A 24,580-nucleotide genomic window follows, 5' to 3' on the forward strand; every position below is an offset into this window, starting at 1 on the left:
ACAACGAAGTACGAAAATTATCTCCAATTTAACTATGATAATTGTCAGTACCATAACAACAAAAAAGCATCAAGAATTAACTTGATGCTTTTTTAAATTTTATGCTCTCAAAAGTGAGGTTTTAAAAATCGTTATGTGATTTACATTACAAATAATCTTCTTGCACTCATCATATGCGCAACTCTTTCACCAATTTCATGCAAAGCTTCTTCGTTTTCAGCATTTTGTATTGCTTCGTCTATAAAATCAACTACAGCTTTCATATCTTCTTCTTCTAAACCACGAGTAGTTATAGCAGCAGTTCCAATACGAATTCCTGATGTTACAAATGGGCTTTTATCATCAAAAGGAACCATGTTTTTGTTTACTGTAATATCTGCTTTTCCTAAAGCAATTTCTGCATCTTTACCAGAAATATCTTTATTTCTTAAATCGATCAACATACAATGATTGTCTGTTCCTCCAGAAATAATATCATATCCTTTGGCAACAAATTCTTTTGCCATTTCAGCAGCATTTGCTTTTACTTGTAATTGGTATTCTAAAAACTCATCTGTTAAAGCCTCTCCAAAAGCAACTGCTTTAGCAGCAATTACGTGCTCTAAAGGTCCACCTTGGTTTCCAGGGAAAACAGAAGAATTAATTAAAGTTGACATTTTCTTTAATTTTCCTGATTTTAATTTTAATTCAAAAGGATTTTCAAAATCTTTACCAATCATAATCATTCCTCCTCTTGGTCCACGTAAAGTTTTATGAGTGGTAGTGGTAACAATATGACAATGAGGTAAAGGATCATTTAAAATTCCTTTTGCAATTAATCCTGCAGGATGAGAAATATCTGCCATTAAAACAGCTCCAACTTCATCAGCAATTTCTCTAAATTTTGCAAAATCTATATCTCTAGAATACGCAGAAGCACCCGCAATAATTAACTTTGGCTTGTGTTCTCTTGCTTGTTGAGCTACATGATCATAATCTATCCTTCCTGTTTCTTTAACAACTCCATAAAATACTGGGTTGTATAATTTACCAGAAAAGTTAACTGGAGAACCATGAGTTAAATGACCTCCATGAGATAAATCAAAACCTAAAACAGTTTCACCTGGTTTTAAACAAGCAGCAAAAACAGCAGTATTTGCTTGAGAACCAGAATGTGGTTGCACATTTACATATTCTGCACCAAATAATTCTTTTGCTCTATCTATTGCAATTTGCTCAATAACATCAACTACTTCACAACCTCCATAATATCTTTTACCAGGATATCCTTCAGCATATTTGTTTGTTAAAATAGAACCTTGAGCTCTCATAACTTCATCACTTACAAAGTTTTCTGAAGCGATTAATTCTAAACCATTTAACTGTCTTTCTTTTTCTTCCTGAATAAGGTCAAAAATTTGATTATCTAATTGCATTGTTGTTGTTTTTAAAGAAGCATCAAAAATAACAAAATCAAATTTGTAAAAAACATGTTTTAACGATATTTTATATTTTTTTGTTATTATTATATAATTAAGAAAAAAGTAGTGTTAAAAATGCATTTTTCGCTGTTTTTTTATTTAAAAATGCAAAAAAAATGTGTAGGTTTGATAAAAAATAAATTGAACTATTATGATCATAACAGCAAATAATCCTAACAGAAAATCTTGGTTAAAAATAGATAAAGATTCAGACTTCCCAATTCAAAATATTCCTTTTGGAGTTTTTATTACTAGAGATGATATTATTACTATTGGAAGTAGAATTGGAAATTTTGCCATAGATTTAGGTGCTTTTCATCAATTAGGGTATTTTAAAGGAATTCCATTAACAGAAGATATTTTTTTACAAGATAATTTAAATGATTTTATTGCTGATGGTCGTAAAACATGGCGTTTAGTTAGAAATAGAATTGCAGAAGTTTTCGATGTTACCAATGGTACTCTAAGAGATAATGCAAATCATAAAGACAAAATTATTTTTAGAATGGATGAAGTAGAAATGTTATTACCTGTTTCTGTGGGTGATTATACAGATTTCTATGCAAGTAAAGAACATGCTACAAACGTTGGTTCTTTATTTAGAGATCCAGAAAATGCATTATTACCAAATTGGTTGCATGTACCTATTGGGTATCATGGTAGAAGTTCTTCTATTATTCCTTCTGGAACACCAATTAGAAGACCTTATGGACAAACAAAACCTGCTGAAGGAAGTAATACTCCAGGATTTGGACCTACAAAATTATTAGATTTTGAACTTGAAATGGCATTTATTACAACAGATGCTAATGTTTTAGGTGATAGAATTCCGATTGAAGAAACCGAAGAATATATTTTTGGATTAATACAATTTAACGATTGGTCTGCAAGAGATATTCAAGCATGGGAATATGTGCCTTTAGGTCCGTTTTTAGGTAAAAACTTTGCTTCAACTATTTCTCCTTGGATTGTAACTTTAGATGCTTTAGAACCTTTTAGAGTTGATAATCCTAAGCAAGTTTATGAACCTTTACCATATTTAAAACAAAAAGGAAAAGGAAGTTATGATATAAAACTGCAAGTTGGAATTAAACCTGAAAATGGTGAAGAAACAATACTTGCCAATTCTAATTTTAAATATATGTATTGGACAATGGCTCAACAATTAGCACATCATACAGTAAATGGTTGTCCTGTTGAAGCTGGAGATATGATGGGATCTGGAACAATTTCTGGACCTACAAAAGATAGTTATGGTTCTATGTTAGAATTAACTTGGAGAGGCCAAAATCCTATTAAATTAAAAGATGGTACAGAACGTAAATTTATAAATGATTATGATACTGTAATTATGCGCGCACATTGTAAAAATGATAAAGTTCGTATTGGTTTTGGTGAATGTATTGGTAAAATATTACCTGCAAAATAAATTAAACCAAATCATCAGAAATTAAAAAGCCTCATCTATTTTTGAGGTTTTTTTGTTGTAAAAAAAGTACGCTTTTAATCATTAATATTTTCGATAAAAAACTACTTATATTAATCCTATCTTATAATTTCACACTACTAACTTATAATCTTCTTTAACAAACCAAATACCTTTTTTTCAATAACATCTACAGATCCATCAGCAAAAAAAACATTTTTTATATCTTTTAACAATGCGTCTTTCTCTTCTTGACTAAGCTTATTTTCAGAAATATATTGCTGAATTTTATTCAAGTTTTCTTCATCTGAATCTATAACAACCTCAGTATGTATTTTATTAAAAATGATTTTATCTACTTTAGAAAGAATATAATTTTCTTCTTCTTTAGTTTCAAAAAAATTACAATGAGCAGCATATAATAATACATATGCTAAAAACTCATTTTTGCTCCAAGTTATATTTTTCATCTTAATTTCTATTGGTAAACCTTCTGTACTTCCCCACTCTGTCCAAGAACCATCATAAACTGCATTATTTTTAATACCTGATATTTCTGCACCTAACGCTAAAATTGAAGCAGTAATACCTGTTCCACAAGAAAAAATAAACGCTTTATTTTCAGGGTTTAGGTTATTAAAAATTGTCTTTAAAGCTACTTCAGATTTTAAACTACCATTTTCTATTAGTTCTGAATAAGGCAAACTCACAGAATTAGGAATATGACCTCCCTTTACATCACTTCTTGGTTCTGGTTCTGTGGCATAAAAACGTCCTTTAGAACGCGCATCTACAATAATTATATCCTTATTATTGATGGAAGAAAGTACATCTTCTGTAAATTTTATTTTATTTGGTTGATAATTTGCTTTAAAACCTCCTTTTCTGGGTGATTTAAATTGTTGTTTTTCAACAGGATATTTTTTTTCTTCCCATTTTGGGAAACCTCCATCTAAAACAGCAATATTGGTAAAGCCCATTAATTGAAACATCCACCAAACTCTTGGTGATGAATAAATACCTAAATCATCATAACAAACAATTGCACTGTCTTTTTTAATACCTAATTCTTGGGATTTTACCTCAAATTCTTTAGAACCTATAATTGTGTTAGGAAAAGGTGCATTTACAATAGAAAAAGTCTTTTTAATATCAAAAAAAATGGCTCCTTTTATTTGTTTTTTATCATTATAAATTGATGAAGTAGATTTTACTGTTACTTTAGGAATGGTACAATCTAAAATTATTAGATTTTGATTCTCTAAATTAGATTCTAGCCATTCTGCAGAAACAATGGGTTTGGATATTTTTAAAGACATATTATATAAAACTATTTTACTTTTTCATAATTGTCATCCCATTCTTTTGGTTTAGGATCATGTAATTTACCTAAAGATTTTGCAACAATCATAGAAACAGTAGCATCTCCAGTAACATTTACAGTAGTTCTACACATATCTAAAGGTCTGTCTACTGCAAAAATTAATGCTAAACCTATTGGTAATAATTCTGCCGGAAAACCAATAGATTCTAATACAATTACTAGCATTACCATACCTGCACTTGGCACAGCTGCAGAACCAATTGAAGCTAATAAAGCTGTAGCTACAATAATTAATTGGTTAGAAAAAGTTAGACCTTCTGGCCAAATAACTTGCATAATAAACACAGCAGCAATGGCTTGATATAAACTTGTTCCATCCATATTAATAGTAGCTCCAACAGGCAAAACAAAACCAGAAACCTCTTTATCTACTCCAATATGCTCTTCAACTCTCTCCATAGTTACAGGTAAAGTTGCAGCACTAGAACTGGTAGAAAATGCTAATAATTGTGCAGGACTTATTTGTTTTAAAAACCAAAGTGGCGATTTTTTAGTGTAAACACTTACTAACATCAAATAGAAACCTATCATTAATAATAAACCACCAACTACACACAATGCATAGACTAATAGTTTTAAAAGTATCTCAGTATCATCAAAAGCAATAATAACGTTTGCTAATAAAGCAAAAACGGCATAAGGCGCAAAAAGCATAATTAAATCTACCATTTTCATCACTACTTCATTTAATGAATCAAAGAAATCCATTAATGGTTTTGCTTTTTTCTCAGGAATTAATAACAAAGAAATTCCTACAAATAAAGCAAAAAAGATAATTTGAAGCATACTGGCATTTCCTAAAGAAGTAAAAATATTACTCGGAAAAATATCTACCAACGCTTGTAAAGGACCAGCGTCATGTTGTGCCGTTGCTTTGGCTAATTTATCTACAACACCAGAAGAAGTTTCATATTTTGATTTTATTTTCTCAATAGTATCTGCAGACATACCAGCTCCTGGTTTTACAACATTTACAATTCCTAAACCAATTATAATAGCAACTAAAGTTGTTATCATATAAATAATCATGGTTCTAAAGCCCATTTTTTTAATTTTAGAAATATCTTTTAAATCAGAAATTCCTTTAATTAAAGAAGCTAGAATTAATGGTACTGCTATTAATTTTAATAAGTTTATAAAGATTGTTCCAAAGGGTTTTATCCAATCCGTTACAAAGCCTTTACCTCCATCAACAGAATTCATTATAAAGCCAAAAATGATTCCAAGAACCATTCCTATTAAAATTTTCCAGTGTAGTGCTAGTTTTTTCATTAATTAGTTTAAAATTATTAAGATTTTTGAAAGGTAAAAAAAATATTTTAGAGGTGATGTGACTTTATTTGTATATTGTGTCATATTTTTAGAAAACATTCATATTAATTATTAAAACAAAAAAATGGCAGGTATTTTAGACTTATTAAATAGTGATTTAGGAAAACAAATTATTTCAGGAGTTTCTGGTTCAACAGGAAATGACTCAAACAAAACAAGTAGTGTTTTAACAATGGCTTTGCCAGTTTTAATGAAAGCAATGGAAAGAAATTCTTCTACTCCAGAAGGAGCTGCAGGATTATTAGGTGCTTTATCTAGTAAACATGATGGTAGTATTTTAGACAACCTTGGAGGTTTGTTTGGTGGTGGTGTAGAAGAAAGTGTAAAACAAGATGGTGCTGGGATTTTAGGACATATTTTAGGAAACAAACAACAAGGTGTTGAACAAGTTATTGGTCAGAAATCTGGTTTAGATGCTGGTTCTGTTGGTAATATTTTAAAAGTTGCTGCTCCTTTATTAATGGGAGTTTTAGGAAAGCAATCTCGTCAAAGTAATGTTACTGATTCTGCAGGATTAGGAGGATTGTTAGGTGGAATGTTAGGTGGAAATGAAACTGCAAATGAACAAAGTTTCTTAGAAAAAATATTAGACGCAGATGGAGATGGTAGTATTGTTGATGATGTTGCTGGAATGGTTTTAGGTGGAAGTAAAAAATCTGGTGGACTTGGTGGTTTATTAGGTGGACTTTTTGGAAAATAAGACCTTCTAAATTTTACATATAAAAAAAGCTCAAACATTAATTTGTTTGAGCTTTTTCTTTTTATTCAACCTCGCTTTTATAACAAGATTTATATATTTCTTCATAAACTGGAAGAATATTTTCTAACGAAAATCTTTTTGTGTGCTCTCTTGCATTCTGCTTAAAGGTTTCTAAAGTTTCATCATCCTTTAAAATAGAAATTGCATTTTTTGCCATGTCCTCAACATCGCCTAAATCACTTAAATAACCAGTAACGCCCTGTATATTTACTTCTGGCAAACCTCCTGTATTTGTTGAAATTACAGCCGTTTTTGCTGCCATTGCTTCCAAAGCTGCTAAACCAAAACTTTCAGTTTGTGAAGGCAATAAGAAAATATCTGTATAACAAAGTACTTTTGTAACTTCAGAACTATTTCCTAAAAATAAAACATCATCAGAAATCTTTAATCTATTTACTAAATTTTCTGCTTTTGCTCTATCTGGCCCTTCACCAATCATTAATAATTTAGAAGGAATATCTTTATGTACTTTGTAAAAAATCTTTATTACATCATCAACTCTTTTAACAGGTCTAAAATTACTAATATGTGTTAAAATCCTTTCATGAGGTTTTGCAATGGCTATTCTATTGCACTTTTGTTGATGTGCTTTATCATATTTATCAACATCTATAAAATTATAAATAACCTTAATATCTTTTTTAATATTAAAAAGTCTGTTGGTTGTCTTTTTTAAGTCATTAGAAACCGAAGTAACAACATCAGAATTGTTAATGCTAAATTCTACAGCTGTTTTATATGTGGGATGACTGCCTACTAAAGTAATATCTGTTCCATGCAATGTAGTAACTACTTTTACAGAAAGTCCTTTTTCCTTTAGCATTTGTTTTGCCATGTAAGCTGCATATGCATGAGGAATTGCATAATGCACATGTAAAACTTCTAATTCATATTTTTCTACAACTTCCACCATTTTACTTGACAAAGCTAGCTCATAAGGCTGGTATTGAAATAATGGATATTCTTCTAATAAAACTTGATGAAAGTGTAAATGATGAGAGATAAAATCTAATCGAACGGGCTGATTATAGGTAATAAAATGGACTTCATGACCTTTATCTGCTAATGCCATTCCTAATTCTGTAGCTACGACTCCACTTCCTCCAAAAGTTGGGTAACAAACAATTCCTATTTTCATATAAATATTGAAAGGTTAAAAATTAAATGATTAAAAACTGAAAAACTTCAACTTCTTAGTTGTAAAGATAAAGGTAATCTTACACTTGAAATCAAAATAAAAGCATAAAAAAACCTACAAAATTAATTGTAGGTTTATATGAAAAAGATACTGAAACAAGTTCAGTATTAATAATCTCCTAAAGTTGCAGGATTTTGAGCCAATGCATTTTCTAACTGCTCATCACTTGGTGCTTTACCATGCCAAGCATGAGTATGCATCATAAAATCTACACCATTACCCATTTCTGTATATAATAAAATACAAACTGGCTTTCCTTTTCCTGTCATAGATTTCGCTTTAGCTAAACCAGCTAAAATTGCATCTATATCATTTCCTTTTTTAACATCTAAAACATCCCAACCAAAAGCTTCAAATTTAGCTCTAATACTTCCCATTGGTAAAACTTCGTCTGTAGAACCATCAATTTGTTTTCCATTTAAATCGATTGTAGCAATAATATTATCCACTTTTTTTGCTGATGCATACATAATTGCTTCCCAGTTCTGACCTTCTTGCAATTCACCATCACCATGTAAAGTGTACACAATTTTATCATCTCCATTTAATTTTTTAGCTTGTGCAGCACCTAAACCAACAGACATTCCTTGACCTAAAGATCCAGAAGCAATTCTTACTCCAGGTAGACCTTCATGTGTTGTAGGATGTCCTTGTAAACGAGAATCTAATAATCTAAAAGTATTTAATTCTTCCACAGGAAAAAATCCACTATGTGCTAAAACACTGTAAAAAACAGGAGAAATATGTCCGTTTGATAAAAAGAATAAGTCTTCATTTTTTCCATCCATATTAAAATCTGTAGAATACTCCATTACTTCTTGGTATAAACAAGTAATAAATTCTGCACATCCTAAAGAACCTCCTGGGTGACCAGAACTTACTTTATGAACCATTCTTAAAATATCTCTACGAACTTGTTGTGTAAAATCTTGTAATTGTTGTGTTGTTGGCATTTTGTTATTTTAATTTGATCACAAAAGTAATTTTAAAAATACAAATGACAAAACAATTTGCAACTAGTATTAAAAAAAGAAAAAGAGTTTGTGAAAATATCTTTTTCATGGCTATTTCCCGAGTAAATTTCTATATAATAAGAGTGTTCACTTAAAGTACACAGAACTCTTTTTTCTTTAAATCAAAATTAAGCCTAAATACTGCTATTAAAAAGAAACTGTATTCGATATTCATAAATTTCGAGTACTAAAAAAGATAAATATGTTTCATATATTTGGCCTTAGCTATGAAAAAAATTATTTATTATATTATTTTATTTACCACATTAGTTTATTCTAAAACTACATGTTCTCAAAACATAAACTCTTTAATAGATTCTTCTTATCAATATATTTCAGAAAAATATTATGAATATAAATTTATTGATTCTATAAAATCTAAAAAATTGGCAGAAATATTTCTAAAAAAGGCTAAAAAACAGAAAGATACTATTAACACCATTACTGGGTATTCTTTTTTAGGTGAAGTTTTTAATGATGATAAAATTTACTTAAATTATATAGATAGTTTAATAAAAAAAACTAAAAGGAAACCTACTAAAATGTTTCCTGCCTACGCTTATTTAGATAAAGGGAGGTATTTTATTCATAAAGGGATTAATAGTCAGTCACTAAAAAATTATTTATTAGTAAAAAAATATACAGATTTATATAGAAATGATAGTTTAAGATATATCGCTATAAAAAGTATATCTGTATTAAATGGCAAAAATGGAAATTATTCTGAAGCAAAAAAATTAAGATTGAAAGCCTATAACTTTTATAATAATTATTCAGAAAATAAAGAAAATCTTCAATATTGTACTCTATTAATTAATATTTCCTCAAATTATTTAAAAGAAAAAAAATATGATTCTGCTATTTTTTTCAATGAAAAAGCTCTAAAACTTTCAATAGAAGGAAATTTTTCAGATTTAATTGGCTATTCTTTTTACAGAAAAGGTCAAATAGAATTCAATCAAAAAAAATATCTTCTTGCTATTAACAATTTAAAAAAATCAATATCTGGTATAATTGAAGATGAAAATTATATTATTTTATCAAAAAGTTATAATTTAATCGCAGAATCGTATTCAAAATTAAATCAACAAGAAAAAGCTCTTATTTATAATTTAAAGATAGATTCTTTATATCAAAAAACCAATATTACCCAAGCCTCACAAAAAAAAAGCTATACTTTTTTAATAAAACATTATAAAGAAAAAAAAGATTTAAAAAATCAATTAAAGTATATAGAAAAACTTTTAATAGTTGATAGTATTTTAAATTCTAGAGAAAAAAAACTTGCCAAAACGTTTACAGAAAAATATGATATTCCAAAATTGAAAACTGAAAAAGAAGAGGCTATTAAACAACTAGAAGAAAAAGCACTTACTTCTAACAAAATAAAAATAGTTTTAGGAATAATAGCTTTGTTAGCTATTATTTTGGTGGTTTATCAATATAGAAAAAGAAAAATATTAAAACAACGCTTTTATAAATTACAAGTAAAACTAGAAAATAAGAAAGAAATACTTCCAAAACAAAATACTATTATGGAAGCCTTCTCTTTGTCAAAAGATATAACAACAACCATATTGAAGCAGTTAGATCTATTTGAGGCAAATAATGAATTTACTAGTAATAATATTACATTAAATTCTTTAGCAAAAAGTTTGAACACTAATTCTAATTATTTATCAAAAACAATAAACCATTTTAAAGAAAAAAGTTTTTCTTCCTATTTAAATGACTTACGAATTAATTATGCTTTAGAAATTTTACAAACTGATACTACTCTAAAAAAATATACCATTAAAGCGATTGCAAACGAAGTAGGTTTTAAAAAAGCAGAATCATTCTCTAATGCATTTTATAAAAAAACAGGTTTAAAGCCTTCATTTTATATTAAGGAATTAAACAAAAAAGAAGTTGCTTAAGTTTTATAGTACCTATTTAATTTTCATTCTTTATTACTCAAGATAAATTAAGGTAGGAATTTCATAATTGTACCTAAATTTAAAATAGATTACTGTTTTCAATGTAATTACAGGAGTAGAAAATAATATTATGTTTTTTGCTTCTTCTTTTTAGCAGCAGGAAACAACACATTATTTAAAATTAAACGATAACCAGGTGAAGTTGGATGTAAATCTAATTCTGTTTTTGGATCTCCTACTCTATGTGTATAATCTTCTGGGTCATGACCTCCATAAAAAGTAAACATTCCTTTTCCTTTGGTTCCATGAATATAACGTGCTTCTCTATTTACTTTATTTTCACCCAAAACTAACACATTTGTTTTTACAGTATTTCTATCAAAAGAAGTGGTTTGCCCCATAAAACCTTTTACTAAAGTTGTGTGATTTTGCGTTAACATTGTTGGAACAGGATCCCATTTTGCAGAAAATTCTACCAAAGAAAAATAATCTGAAGTTTTAGGAATTTTACGTTTACGTGTCATATCAATCGTAGAAAACTCATAAGTAATTGGGTTTCTAACTAATTGAAAATCTTTAAAAGCAAAAGTTTTATTGTAATTAATTTTAGATTGATAGTTTGGTTCTGATGCATCTCCATCAAACATTGCTTCTGCAATATCTACTCCTTCTGCAGACAAAGCAATATCAAAACTATCAGTAGCAGAACACATAGCAAACATAAAACCACCACCAATTACAAAATCTCTAATTTTTTTAGAAACTGCTAATTTTTCTTGAGAAACTTTAGAAAAACCTAATTCAGCAGATTGTTTTTCTGCTCTTTGTTTGCCTTCAATATACCAGGGAGCAGTTCTAAAAGAACCATAAAAACGCCCATATTGACCTGTAAAATCTTCGTGATGTAAATGCAACCATTCATATATAAGGAGCTTATCTGCCAAAACATCTTTGTCATAAATTACATCAAAAGGAATTTCTGCATAAGTTAAAACCATGGTAACAGCATCATCCCAAGGCATTTTATCTTTTGGAGAATACACTGCAATTTTTGGCGCCTTTTCTAAAGTTATTGCATCTTGATTTGATGAAGGTGATGATATTTCTTGTAATATTAATTGAGATTTGGCATCAGAAATTACTTGATAAGAAACGCCTCTTACTTTACATTCATTCTCTACAATTTTATTATTTTCTATTAAAAAAGCACCTCCATCGTAATTTAATAACCATTTCGATTTTAAACCTGCTTCTAATGAAAAATAAACAATTCCATATGCTTTTAAATGGTTTTTCTGATTATCATGGCTCATTGGTACATATATAAATGATGCCCAAATTGAGTTTGATACTAAAAGAAACGTAAGTATTGTTAAAAGTTTTTTCATTCTAAAAACTAAAATACACAATTACTCCGAAGCAATTGTGTATTTCTATAATTTTATAAAATTTTTAATGTTCTAAAAAGGAACATCATCATCACCAAAAGCATCTTTTGGTTCAATTCTTTGATCAGGAAAAACATCGTCTGGGAAATCAGCATTCATAGAAGATTGGAATTCAGAACTAAAACCTTCTTCTAAATCCGAAAATTTTGCTAAATGCCCTGTAAATTTCAAACGAATATTATCTAAACCACCATTTCTATGTTTTGCAACAATAAATTCTCCTTGTCCTTCACATGGCGTATGTTCATCATCATCCCATTCTGTCATTCCATAATATTCTGGTCTAAAAATAAACGATACAATATCTGCATCTTGCTCAATTGCACCAGATTCACGTAAATCAGACAATAAAGGTCTTTTAGATCCTCCACGAGTTTCTACAGCACGTGATAACTGAGAAAGTGCAATTACAGGAACTTCCAATTCTTTTGCTAAAGCTTTTAAGTTTCTAGAAATCATAGAAATTTCTTGTTCACGATTCCCTCCTGCTTTTCCTCCAGCTGTCATTAATTGTAAATAATCAATTACAATAATTTTAACGCTATGTTGAGAAACCAATCTTCGTGCTTTTGCACGTAAATCGAAAACAGAAAGAGATGGAGTGTCATCAATAAAAATAGGAGCATCAGATAAACGTTTTACTTTTACATTTAATTGTTCCCATTCATGTGGCTCTAAATTACCTTTTCTTAATTTTTCTGATGTTAAACCAGTTTCCGAAGAAATCATACGTGTAATTAACTGAACAGAAGACATTTCTAAAGAAAATACTGCAACACCATGATTAAAATCAATAGCCATATTTTTTGCCATCGAAATTACAAATGCCGTTTTTCCCATACCAGGACGTGCAGCAATAATAACTAAATCGGATGGTTGCCAACCAGAAGTTAAAGCATCTAATTTAGTAAAACCAGTTGCTAAACCAGACATTCCTTCTTGATTCCCAATTTCTTGAATCTTTTTTAATGCTTGTTTAACAAGTGAACCTGCAGGTTCTGAACTCTTTTTTAAATTTCCTTGTGTAACTTCAAAAAGCTTCCCCTCAGCATCATCTAATAAGTCAAATACATCTGTGCTTTCATCATAGGCATTCTCTATAATTTCTGATGAAATTGATATTAATCTACGTTGAATAAATTTTTGTAATATAATTCTAGCATGGAACTCAATATGCGCAGAAGAAGCTACTTTTTGAGTTAAACGAATCAATGCAAAATCACCACCAACAAATTCTAATTTCCCATTCTTTTTTAACAAATTTGATACTGTTAAAAGATCTATAGGTTCAGAATTTTGGAACAATTCATAAATTGCCGCATAAATTTCTTGATGTTTCTGATCATAAAAAGCATCAGCACTTAAGACATCAATTACATCATCAATACCCTTTTTATCAATCATCATTGCTCCCAACACAGCTTCTTCTAACTCTATTGCTTGTGGGGGAATTTTCCCTTTTTCAAGACTAATTAATCTTGATTTGTCTATCTTTTTACCTGTAACAGGAGTCGTTTTTTCCATTATCACAAATGTACTTTTTTAGGTTGAAAGTGCTTTCTAAAAATTAACTTTAATTTGTAAACAAAATTGTAAACAAAAATGTTATTATCTTGTTAATAACCAGTCAACTTCTATTTTGATTACCTATTTTTACAACAATGAAGTGGAATAAAAAACATATTATTTTAGCAATTATCTTACCAATTCAAATGCTTTTAATGAAATTGGTGGCGAAAAATCCTGAATTTATAGAACACTATTATTCGAACGGAATTTACCCGACTATTTCTTCTTTTTTTAGAATTATTTTAGGTTGGATTCCGTTTTCTATTGGCGATCTTTTATTAGGTTTTGGACTCTTTGTTTTTATTCGATTTATTTATAGATTGATTAAAAATCGTTTTAGAAACCTAATACCTAAACTTATTCATTTAGTCGCTGTTTTTTCTGTCATTTACTTTTGTTTTTATCTTTTTTGGGGATTGAATTATTACAGAGAACCTTTAGCAAAAAACTTACACTATCAACAACAAAAATATACCACAGAACAACTACAAAAAGTTACTAAACACATTATTTTAAAACTGAATGACTATCAACTTAAAATTACAAATAACGATACATTAAAAGTTGAAAACCCTTATTCTCAAAAGGAAATGTATGAAATGGCAATTGCTGGTTATGAAAATTTATCTAATGATTTTCCGCAGTTAAAATACAATCACAAATCTGTTAAAAGCTCGTTAATGAGTTTGTTTCAATCTTATAATGGAACTTCTGGATATTTAAATCCATTAACAGGCGAAGCTCAAGTTAATAATAGAGTTCCTAAAACAAGTTATCCAACAACTACTTGTCATGAAATGGCACATCAAATAGGTTTTGCGGCAGAAAACGAAGCAAATTTTGTTGGTTTTTTAGCTGCAAATTATAATGACGATATTTATTTTAAATATGCAAGTTATAGAATGGCTTATGGGTATTGTATTTCTGAATTAAGAAAACGTGATAAAGAATTAACAAAAGAACTTTGGAAAACTGTAAACAAAGGAGTTGTAAAGGATTATAATGCTAGTTTTAAACATTGGCAACAATTTAAAAACCCTTTTGAACCTTTAATGAAAAAAGGATACAATGCTTATTTAAAGGCAAATAAACAAGATAAAGGTGTACAATCTTACAATTATGTGGTTGATTTATTTATCAGTTATTTTGAGTCTTCTACTCCATCTTAAAATCCTTAAAATTTTGTTAAAATAATTACTTTTAACATTTTACAAATTCCTTCTAATTATTTTGTAAAACAATTCAAATAACTAATACTAACTTAATATGAGAAAACTACTCTTATTTTTCTCCTTATTTGTTGCTTTTTCTTTGCATTCGCAAGAATATTTCCCGACAAATACAGGTGTAAAAACTTCAACCAACAAAATAGTGGCTTTTAAAAATGCTACTATTTATGTAACCCCACAGAAAGTCATAAAAAAAGGGACTTTATTAGTGAAAGATGGTAAAATTTTAGCTGTCGGTAAATCTGTTTCTATTCCAAAAGGAACAGAAATTATTGATATTGCTGGAAAAACAATCTATCCTTCATTTATTGATATTTATTCGAGTTTTGGAATCACAAAACCAAAAAGGACTTCTACAAATAGAAGAAGCGGAAAACCACAATATGATGCTGGTAGAAAAGGTTTTTATTGGAATGATCATATTAGACCAGAAACCAAAGCTGCTAATTCATTTAAATTTGACACAAAAAAATCAACTGACTATCTTAAAGCTGGTTTTGGAGTTGTAAATACACATTTACAGGATGGAATTGTTCGTGGAAACGGAATGCTAGTAGCATTAAATCCAAATTCTTCAGATGCTTACCGAATTTTAGACAATACTTCTGCCCAATATTTATCTTTTACTAAAAGCGCTTTATCAAAACAATCCTACCCTACTTCAAAAATGGGATCTATGTCACTTTTACGTCAAATGTATTTAGATGCAAAATGGTACGCAACTGGTAATACAAAAAACAAAGACAAATCTTTAGAAGCTTTAAATACTAATAAAAATCTATTACAAGTTTTTGAAGGTGGTAGTTGGTTAGATATTTTAAGAGCTGATAAAGTTGGAGACGAATTTAATATTCAATTTACAATTCTTGGTGGAGGAGATGAATATGAAAGAATTAATGAAATTAAGAAAACAAATGCAAGTTTAATTATTCCTATTAATTTTCAAGATGCTTATGATGTTAGTAATCCTTTAATTGCAAAACACATTGCATTGAGTGATATGCGTAAATGGAATCAAGAACCATCTAACCTAAGTGTTTTAGCAAAAAACGGAGTTAATTTTGCGTTAACAACTCACAAATTAAAAAAAGTAAGTTCTTTTCATAAAAACCTACAGAAAGCAATTAAATATGGTTTTGATAAAGAAAAAGCATTGGAATCTTTAACAACTATTCCTGCAAAATTGTTAGGAAAAACAACTATTGGTAATTTAAATACAGGCAGTTATGCTAATTTTATAATTACTTCTGGTGATGTTTTTAATAGCAAAACAACTATTTATGAAAACTGGGTTCAGGGTGATAAAAATGTTATTAATGATATGAATGTTACTGATATAACTGGTGATTATATGGTAAATGTTGATGGTGAAAATTATTCACTTCTAATTTCAGGTAAAGGAGCTAAACAAGCTGGTTCTTTAAAAAAGGATGATAAAAAAGTGAAATCTAAATTTGCTTTTAAAGATGGATGGATTCACTTAACAATTATGGATAATGGTTATACAAGATTAATAGGTCAAACCATTAATGCTTCTAATGCAATGCAAGGAACAGCTTATGATGAAGCAGGTAACAAATCTATTTGGTCTGCTTCAAAAAAGTAAAAAAAGACAGTAAAAAGAAAAAAGATAATAAAAAGAAAGAAGATGATTTAACTCTTTTACCTGTAAGTTATCCTAATGTTGGTTATGGTAATTTTACCTTACCAAAACAAGAAACTATTTTAATTAAAAACGCAACAGTTTGGACTTCTGAAGAAGTAGGAATATTAGAAAATACAGATGTTTTAATAAAAGATGGAAAAATTACAGCAATTGGTAAAAACTTAAAATCTAGAAGCGCTAAAGTTATAGATGGAACAGGAAAATATTTAACTGCAGGAATTATTGACGAGCATTCTCATATTGCTACATCTGCTGTTAATGAAGCTGGCCATAACTCTACTGCAGAAGTATCTATAGAAGATGTTGTGAATCCTACAGATATGAACATTTACAGAAATTTAGCCGGTGGAGTTACATCAATACAAATTTTACATGGTTCTGCAAATCCTATTGGTGGGCGTTCTGCAATCATCAAACTAAAATGGGGAGAAAATGCTGAAGGTTTAATTTATAAAGATTCGCCTAAGTTTATCAAATTTGCTTTAGGAGAAAATGTAAAACAATCTAATTGGGGAGCAAATAACAACATTCGTTTTCCACAGACAAGAATGGGAACAGAACAGGTTTTTATCGATTATTTTCAAAGAGCTAAAGAATATGATGCTTTAAAGAAAAGCGGAAAACCCTATAGAAAAGACATTGAATTAGAAACTTTAGCAGAAATTATTAATAAAGAACGTTTTATTTCTTGTCATTCTTATGTACAATCAGAAATTAATATGTTAATAAAAGTTGCAGAGAAGTTTAACTTTAACATCAACACATTTACACATATTTTAGAAGGATATAAAGTTGCTGATAAAATGAAAAAACATGGTGTTGGAGGTTCTACTTTTTCAGATTGGTGGGCATACAAATACGAAGTTTTAGATGCAATACCTTATAATGCAGCAATTATGCACAATCAAGGAATTACGGTTGCAATTAATTCGGATGACAGAGAAATGTCTAGAAGATTAAATCAAGAAGCTGCTAAAATAATTAAATATGGTGGTGTTTCTGAATTGGAAGCTTGGAAAATGGTTACTATTAATCCTGCAAAATTATTACATTTAGATAACAGAACAGGTTCTATAAAAGTTGGTAAAGATGGTGATGTCGTTTTATGGAGTCACAATCCGTTATCAATTTATGCAAAAGCAGAAAAAACAATTATTGATGGAACTATTTACTTTGATATCGAAAAAGATTTAGAAAAACGTTCAGCTATAAAATCAGAAAAAAGCAAATTGTTAAAAATGATGCTTGCAGAAAAAATGAATGGGGGAAAAACAGTGATGCCTAAGAAAAAACGTAATCAACACTTTCATTGTGATACAGAATAAGAATTTAAAAACAAACAAAATGAAAAAACAATATATATATAGTTTGGTATGTTTCTTATGCTGTTTAGGAAACATTTCTGCACAACAAACACCAGCATCAAAACAAACAGTAGCTTTTTCTATTGAAGGAGCAACAGCACATTTAGGAAATGGAAAAGTAATTGAAAATTCACTCATAATGTTTGCTGATGGTAAAATTACATTTGTGGGTTCTGCAATGATGAAAATTGCAAGAAATGGAACAATTATCAATGCAAAAGGAAAACATATTTACCCTGGTTTTATTGCAGCAAATGCATCTTTAGGTTTGGTTGAAATTGATGCTGTAAGAGCCACTGATGATGAAGATGAAGTGGGATCTATGTTGCCACATATTAGAAGTTTAATTGCCTATAATGCTGAAAGTAAAGTTGTAGAATCTATGAGACCAAATGGTGTTTTTATGGGGCAAATTACACCTCGTGGAGGAACAATTTCTGGAACTTCTTCTGTAATGCAATTTGATGCCTGGAACTGGGAAGATGCTGCTATTAAAAAAGACGATGCAATACATATTAATTGGCCTAGAAGCTTAACTCGTGGTCGTTGGTGGTTAGGAGAAGATCCTGCTTTAAAAGAAGACAAAAACTATGTGAAAAACATTGAAAAAATTATAACTTTTTTTAACAAAGCAAAAAGGTACTTAGCAAGTAATTCATCAACAGAAAACCTTCCATTTAAAGCTACAAAAGGATTATTTAATAGTTCTCAAAAGATTTTTATTCATGTAAATGGAGAAAAAGAAATTACTGATGCTATAAAATCATTTAAAAAATTAGGCGTTAGTAACATTGTATTGGTGCATGCAAATGGTGCTGAAAACGTTGCTGATTTATTAGTTAAAAATAACATTCCTGTTATTATTGATAGATCACATAGAATTCCTAATGGAGAAGATGATGATTATGATTTATCATACAGAAATGCTAAAATTTTAATTGATAAAGGAATTACTGTTGGTTTAGGAATGGAAGGACAAATGGAACGCATGAATACTAGAAACTTACCATTTTATGCAGGAACCTATGCAGCTTTTGGAATTGATAGAGAAGAAGCTTTAAAAATGATAACTTCTAACAATGCAAAAATTTTAGGAATTGATGATTTCGTAGGAACTTTAGAAGTAGGAAAAGATGCAACATTATTTATTTCTGAAGGTGATGCCTTAGACATGAGAACTAATATTTTAACAGAGGCTTTTATTCAAGGAAGAAAAATTAGTTTAGAAACACACCAAACAAAATTGTGGAAACGTTATTCTAATAAATATAAATCTAAATAAATTATAATTTTTATTTTTTTTTATAAAGCTCTGTTTTTCAGAGCTTTTTTTTGTTTAAAAAAAGCACGTGACTCATACAGGAAAAACACCTATAATTGACTTTTTTTTTCTTTAATACACTTAATTTCATAATTTTATGAAACCAAAAAACTACTATTATGAAAAAAAAACACTTATTTTTATTATTGCTACTTGCTACTTTAAGCTTTGCTTTTATTGAGTTTACTTACTTTTCTACACTTGGTGTTCCAACTGTAGAAGATGTTTATGGAGGAAGAATTAATTATATAAATGGATATAAATTTCACGCAGATTCTACCAGAATATTTGTTTCAACCCAAAGTGCAAATTCTGTTTTTTATGCAGATGCACTAACAAATGGTTCAACTCCTTTAATAAAAAAATTTAAAGTTGTACCAAGTTTAGATAACACTCAAAATTTTGGTTCAGGAATACAGAATATTCAAATTCATGAAAACTCAGAAAGTATTTATTTTACAAACTCTTCAAACGAATTATATTCAACAAATATAACCAATGTAACAGCAAATAATACAGGTATTACAGGTGTAAACCAAGTAATTATTGAAGGTAATTATATTTTTGCTGCTGGTTCTGGACAACTACATTTTGGTACTTTAGATGCATCCAATAGCTATACAGCTGGTTCAGGTTCTTCTATTAGTTTTCCATCATTTACAGATTTATTTTACATTATAATTCAACCAACTTCCAATAAAATGTATGTCTTTGGAAAAGGAAGTTCACCAAAATTATATGTTTCTACAGATGATTATACTTCTTTCTCTAGAAGCACAACATTTACAGACATCTCTCCTACTCTAACAAGTTCTTCTGTTAATTGGACAGCATTTGGAATTGCACCAGATGGAAGATTTTTTATTGGGGGAAATAATAATACAAATAAATTTATTGGATATTCTGATGATAGTGGTACAACATACACAGAATTTGATACTACAATTTCTGGGACTTCTGGAACCAATTTTGATTTTTCAGGAACTTCATCTTCTTATTATGTTTTAACTGCATCTATGTTTAGTAATAATAAAGGTATAACTGGAACTTGGAGTAAATTTGGAACAATATCTCACTATACGCATCCAAATGATGGAGCTGTTTTTGTAGATTCAAATAATAGTAATATATTTTATTCAACTTCAGATCAAGGGTTAGGAATCTCTTATAATCAAGGTCTTAATATTTCTAGTGCAGATGAAGGAATTGAAGCTGTGCAAGTAAATGATCTGGAAATGACTTCTGATAAAAAAACAGGTTGGATTGCCTCCAAATCTGGAGTTAGAAAAGTTACAGATTATGATACTACTCCTGTTTGGACAAATTCTATTTGGCCGAATGGAGATGGTTCTGGATATTTTTCTATAGCAATGAAACCTTCTAATGATGCAACTGCTTACGCAGGAAATGTAAGAGTTTATAAAACTACAGATAGTGGCGTAAGTTGGACTAAAGTTTTTACACCAGAAATTTCACCATACAACTATCCTGGTGTTGGAACAATGATTTCTGCACTAACTATTTGCCCTTTTGACGAAAATATTGTTTTTGCAGGAGTAGAAATTCAAGGAACAGACAAAGGTGGTTTATTTGTTTCTGAAGATGCAGGAAATACATGGTCACAAGTATTGTTACACGCAAGTTCTGGCAGTAATGATGTAGATGTAAGAGATATTTCCTTTACAAGTGAAACAGGCACAACCATAGCATATGTAGGTGTAGATTACGATTTAAGCGCCCCAACTGGAAGAAGTATTTATAAGTTAGAACAAACAAGTTCTAGTTGGTCTGTTTCACAAGATATGAACGCAGGAACAACGAGTACAGGAACAACAATTGTAGTTTCTATTAACGATTTAGATTATGATTTTAACACAAATACTGTCTACGCTACTGGTACAGATGCAGGCACAAATCATCCTGTGTCATATTACAAACCTTTAGGAGGAACCAATCTTTGGTCTGTGAATACAACTTCTGGATTTCCAACTTCTACTGCTACAAATAATAAACAAGGAAAAGCAATTGTAAACGATGGTATAAACACTTTGTATTGTGCTGTAGATAATGAAATTTATTATTTAACAGGTGGCGCAGCTTCTTGGGTTTTAGGTTATTCTTACCCTGTTGGCACGGAAATAAATTGTCTTTTTTATGATGAATTATTGGTAGGAACAGGAACGGGTTTATATGCACAAGCAGATCCAAGTTTACAAACTGCAAGTGTTTCAGATGTAGAATCATCTTTATTTACAACCTATCCAAACCCTTCAAAAAAAGGAAATTATTTAACAATTAATTTTAAAACTCAAATTGAAAATCCAACTTTTAGAATTACCAATTTACAAGGGAAATTAGTTAAGGAATATCAGAAAAATGAAGTAATTAATACTTTAAAATCATCAAAAATAAAAGTTCCAGAAATTACAAGTGGAATGTATTTATTATCAATTTACAATAAAAAAAGAAAATTAGTTTCCAAAAAAATAGTTGTAGATTAAGAAAAAAAGGCTCGCAATTGCGAGCCTTTTTCAATCAAAAACAGTTCACAATAAACTAAATTTTCTTTTTCCTTTTCATAAAAATCCAAATTCAAATACATTTAATAGTCTAAACAAATAGTATCGTTTATTGATATACAAATATTGTTCATATTTGCTTATTAGCCAATACCTATAATTAGGTATATTTGTTCTAATGAAAGAAATTACTAGTATTCATAACTCGTATGTAAAAAACTTATTAAAACTGCAAGAAAAAGCGAGAGAACGAAAAAAACAAGGGTTATTTATTATTGAAGGAAAACGTGAAATTTCACTTGCTATTTCTTCTGAATATGAGTTTGATACCATTCTTTTTTATCCTGATTTAATTTCAGAAGATGAAGTTTTACATCTTTTTAATGCAAACGTAAATAGAATAGAAATCTCTAAAGAAGTGTATCATAAATTAGCTTATAGAGGTTCTACAGAAGGTATTATAGCAGTTACTAAAGTAAAAGACTTCTCTTTAAAAAATATTCAATTTAAATCTAAAAAACCACTAATTTTAGTAGCTGAAGGTGTTGAAAAACCTGGAAACATTGGTGCTTTATTAAGAACTGCAGATGCTGCAAATATAGATGCTGTTTTTATAGCAAATCCTAAAAGTGATTTATACAATTCAAATATTATTAGATCTAGTGTTGGCTGTGTTTTTACAAATCAAATTGCAACAGGTACTTCCGAAGAAATAATTTCTTTTTTACAAGAAAAGAACATAGATATTTATGCTGCAACCCTGCAAAATTCAAATGAATATCACAAAGAAAACTACATAAAATCAACAGCAATAGTCGTAGGTACAGAAGCAACAGGTTTAACAGAAATTTGGAGAGAAGCAGCAACACAAAATATAAATATACCGATGCAAGGACAAATAGATTCTATGAATGTTTCTGTTTCTGCAGCAATTATTTTATTTGAAGCAAAAAGACAGAGAAAATTTAAAAAGTAAAAAATGAAAGTATTAGGTATCGATATTGGAGGATCAGGAATTAAAGCTGCAATTGTAAACACAAAAAACGGAGAATTACTTTCTGAAAGGCATAGAATTAACACACCACAACCAGCAGAACCAAAAGCTGTTGCAAAAGTGATTAAAGAAATGGTTAAACATTTTGATTGGAAAGGACCTGTTGGCTGTTGTTTTCCTACAATTATTGTTGATGATCAATGTATGCATCATGGTAATTTAAGTAAAGATTGGGTTGGTGTTAAAGTTGATAAACTCTTTAAAAAAGAATGTGATGGAGTTAAATTTTATGTAAGTAATGATGCTGACTTAGCAGGTGTTGCAGAAATTAATTTAGGGGCAGGAAAAAATGTTAAAGGGAAAGTTTTTGTAATTACTTTAGGTACAGGAATAGGTTCTGGTCTTTTTTATGATGGAAAATTAATTCCGAATGTAGAATTAGGTAGAATTTATCATACAAATGGAGAAATTATTGAAAAATTTGCTGCAGATTCAGCCAGAAAAAGAGAAGATTTATCACTTAAAGACTGGGCAAAAAGAGTAGATATATTCTTAAATCATGTTAAAACACTGCACACTCCTAAATTGTTTATAATAGGTGGTGGAATCAGTAAAAAGTTCGATAAATTTAAAGAATATTTAACGGTTGATGTTCCTGTTGAAGCTGCTAAATTTGGAAATAATGCAGGTATTATTGGAGCTGCAATTTATGCAAGTAAAAAAAGTAAAAAATAAATGCAACCAACAACTCTGTTCTACATAATCATCGCTATTTTAATTATCAGTTTTATTGTTGATAAAATTTTAGACACATTTAACGAAAAACATTTTGATGATGAAGTTCCAGAAAAATTAAAAGATGTTTATGATGAACAGGAATACAAAAAATCGCAAGCTTATAAAAAAACGAAAGCTAAGTTTTCGAATATAACTTCTTTATTTTCAACTATTTTTACATTAATTTTCTTTTTTTTAGATGGTTTTAAATATGTAGATAATTTTGCAAGAACTTATACAGAAAACCCAATTTTAATTGCTTTAATCTTCTTTGGAGTTATTATGCTTGGTTCAGGGGTTTTAACCACTCCTCTATCTTATTATAGCACTTTTGTAATTGAAGAAAAATTTGGTTTTAACAAATCAACAAAAAAAACATTTTTGTTAGATAAAATAAAAGGTGTTTTTATGTCTGTAATTCTTGGTGGTGGAATTTTATCACTCATAATTTGGTTTTATCAATTAACAGGTAAAGATTTCTGGATTTATGCTTGGGTATTAATAGCTATATTTTCATTATTTATGAATATGTTTTACGCAAAATTAATTGTTCCATTATTTAATAAACAAAGTCCTTTAGAAGAAGGAGAATTAAAGTCAGCAATAGAAAAATATGCTAAAAAGGTTGGTTTTACAATCAATAATATTTTTGTCATTGATGGTTCTAAACGATCAACAAAAGCAAATGCTTATTTCTCAGGTTTTGGTTCTCAGAAAAGGATCACTTTATATGATACATTAATTAATGATTTAGAAACGGATGAAATTGTAGCTGTTTTGGCACATGAAGTTGGTCATTATAAAAGACGACATATCATTTTTAACCTAGTTTTGTCAATCTTACTAACTAGTTTAACGCTTTTTATTTTATCATTATTTGTTAATTCACCTCTTTTATCAGAAGCTTTAGGTGTTTCTATACCTAGTTTTCATATTGGTTTAATTGCATTTGGAGTTTTATATTCACCAATTTCTGAAGTTACAGGACTGTTTATGAATTATATGTCTAGAAGATTTGAATATCAGGCAGATAATTATGCAAAAGATACTTTTGAAGGAAAATCTTTAATAACATCACTTAAAAAATTATCTAAAAATAGTTTGAGTAATTTAACGCCACATCCTGCTTTTGTTTTTGTGAATTATTCTCATCCAACTTTATTACAAAGAATTAATAATTTAGAATCTTAATTTCTTGTTT

The 24,580-nt window shown here is 29.1% G+C and carries 18 protein-coding genes; 11 read left to right on the plus strand and 7 right to left on the minus strand.

The genetic code is table 11. The features are described from left to right. Positions 1–140: 140 nt before the first annotated feature. Positions 141–1,415, minus strand: coding sequence for a serine hydroxymethyltransferase (gene glyA, locus PHEL85_RS02735; RefSeq protein WP_036820727.1), 1,275 nt, complete (start codon positions 1,413–1,415; stop codon positions 141–143). 196 nt (positions 1,416–1,611) lie between these two features. Here glyA and fahA point away from each other — a divergent pair, with 196 nt between their 5' ends. Then, a complete protein-coding gene (fahA, locus tag PHEL85_RS02740) occupies positions 1,612–2,889 on the plus strand; it encodes a fumarylacetoacetase (RefSeq protein WP_036820730.1) in 1,278 nt (425 codons plus the stop codon). A gap of 137 nt (positions 2,890–3,026) precedes the next feature. On the opposite strand, the gene PHEL85_RS02745 is transcribed toward fahA, so the two are convergent. Further along, a complete protein-coding gene (locus PHEL85_RS02745) occupies positions 3,027–4,205 on the minus strand; it encodes a sulfurtransferase (RefSeq protein WP_081965064.1) in 1,179 nt (392 codons plus the stop codon). Between the two features lie 11 nt (positions 4,206–4,216). Then, positions 4,217–5,542 (minus strand): dicarboxylate/amino acid:cation symporter, encoded by a 1,326-nt coding sequence (locus tag PHEL85_RS02750; protein WP_036820733.1) that lies wholly within the window; start codon positions 5,540–5,542, stop codon positions 4,217–4,219. Between the two features lie 124 nt (positions 5,543–5,666). Here PHEL85_RS02750 and PHEL85_RS02755 point away from each other — a divergent pair, with 124 nt between their 5' ends. Beyond that, on the plus strand, positions 5,667–6,302 hold the full coding sequence (locus PHEL85_RS02755) for a DUF937 domain-containing protein (protein ID WP_036820737.1): 636 nt from the start codon (positions 5,667–5,669) through the stop codon (positions 6,300–6,302). 61 nt (positions 6,303–6,363) lie between these two features. On the opposite strand, the gene bshA is transcribed toward PHEL85_RS02755, so the two are convergent. Together bshA and PHEL85_RS02765 are read right to left on the minus strand one after the other, a co-directional pair. Beyond that, positions 6,364–7,500, minus strand: coding sequence for an N-acetyl-alpha-D-glucosaminyl L-malate synthase BshA (gene bshA, locus PHEL85_RS02760; RefSeq protein ID WP_036820739.1), 1,137 nt, complete (start codon positions 7,498–7,500; stop codon positions 6,364–6,366). Positions 7,501–7,667: 167 nt separating this feature from the next. Continuing rightward, the gene (locus PHEL85_RS02765; protein ID WP_036820741.1) at positions 7,668–8,513 is read right to left on the minus strand and encodes a transketolase; all 846 of its coding nucleotides are present in this window, start codon (positions 8,511–8,513) and stop codon (positions 7,668–7,670) included. A gap of 287 nt (positions 8,514–8,800) precedes the next feature. Between PHEL85_RS02765 and PHEL85_RS02770 the strand changes: the two genes are divergently transcribed. Further along, a complete protein-coding gene (locus PHEL85_RS02770) occupies positions 8,801–10,492 on the plus strand; it encodes a helix-turn-helix domain-containing protein (RefSeq protein WP_036820744.1) in 1,692 nt (563 codons plus the stop codon). Positions 10,493–10,620: 128 nt separating this feature from the next. Here PHEL85_RS02770 and PHEL85_RS02775 read toward each other — a convergent pair whose 3' ends face one another. Further along, on the minus strand, positions 10,621–11,805 hold the full coding sequence (locus PHEL85_RS02775) for a hypothetical protein (RefSeq protein ID WP_036823024.1): 1,185 nt from the start codon (positions 11,803–11,805) through the stop codon (positions 10,621–10,623). A gap of 147 nt (positions 11,806–11,952) precedes the next feature. Further along, positions 11,953–13,464, minus strand: a complete 1,512-nt coding sequence (dnaB, locus tag PHEL85_RS02780; RefSeq protein ID WP_036820747.1) for a replicative DNA helicase — start codon at positions 13,462–13,464, stop codon at positions 11,953–11,955. Between the two features lie 137 nt (positions 13,465–13,601). Here dnaB and PHEL85_RS02785 point away from each other — a divergent pair, with 137 nt between their 5' ends. The 8 genes from PHEL85_RS02785 to PHEL85_RS02815 all read left to right on the plus strand — a co-directional run bounded on the left by PHEL85_RS02785 (position 13,602) and on the right by PHEL85_RS02815 (position 24,570). Continuing rightward, positions 13,602–14,678, plus strand: coding sequence for a DUF3810 domain-containing protein (locus tag PHEL85_RS02785; RefSeq protein ID WP_036820750.1), 1,077 nt, complete (start codon positions 13,602–13,604; stop codon positions 14,676–14,678). Between the two features lie 97 nt (positions 14,679–14,775). Next, positions 14,776–16,344 (plus strand): amidohydrolase family protein, encoded by a 1,569-nt coding sequence (locus PHEL85_RS18315; RefSeq protein WP_410477241.1) that lies wholly within the window; start codon positions 14,776–14,778, stop codon positions 16,342–16,344. Then, positions 16,323–17,729, plus strand: a complete 1,407-nt coding sequence (locus PHEL85_RS18320) for an amidohydrolase (RefSeq protein ID WP_410477242.1) — start codon at positions 16,323–16,325, stop codon at positions 17,727–17,729. Before PHEL85_RS18315 ends, PHEL85_RS18320 begins: the two co-directional genes overlap by 22 nt. Positions 17,730–17,748: 19 nt before the next feature. Continuing rightward, entirely contained in the window at positions 17,749–19,050 is a 1,302-nt protein-coding gene (locus PHEL85_RS02795; RefSeq protein ID WP_036820753.1) for an amidohydrolase family protein, read from the plus strand. Between the two features lie 158 nt (positions 19,051–19,208). Further along, positions 19,209–21,590 carry a T9SS type A sorting domain-containing protein gene (locus PHEL85_RS02800; protein WP_036820756.1) on the plus strand — a complete coding sequence of 794 codons (2,382 nt, stop codon included), beginning with the start codon at positions 19,209–19,211 and terminating at the stop codon, positions 21,588–21,590. Positions 21,591–21,786: 196 nt separating this feature from the next. Next, entirely contained in the window at positions 21,787–22,584 is a 798-nt protein-coding gene (locus tag PHEL85_RS02805) for a TrmH family RNA methyltransferase (protein WP_036820758.1), read from the plus strand. 3 nt (positions 22,585–22,587) lie between these two features. Then, a complete protein-coding gene (gene ppgK, locus PHEL85_RS02810; protein ID WP_036820759.1) occupies positions 22,588–23,337 on the plus strand; it encodes a polyphosphate--glucose phosphotransferase in 750 nt (249 codons plus the stop codon). Next, positions 23,338–24,570: a M48 family metallopeptidase gene (locus PHEL85_RS02815; RefSeq protein ID WP_036820767.1), complete on the plus strand. Its 1,233-nt coding sequence runs from the start codon at positions 23,338–23,340 to the stop codon at positions 24,568–24,570. The last annotated feature ends 10 nt before the right edge of the window (positions 24,571–24,580 follow it).

The organism is Polaribacter sp. Hel1_85 (genome assembly GCF_000766795.1).
GTDB lineage: Bacteria > Bacteroidota > Bacteroidia > Flavobacteriales > Flavobacteriaceae > Polaribacter.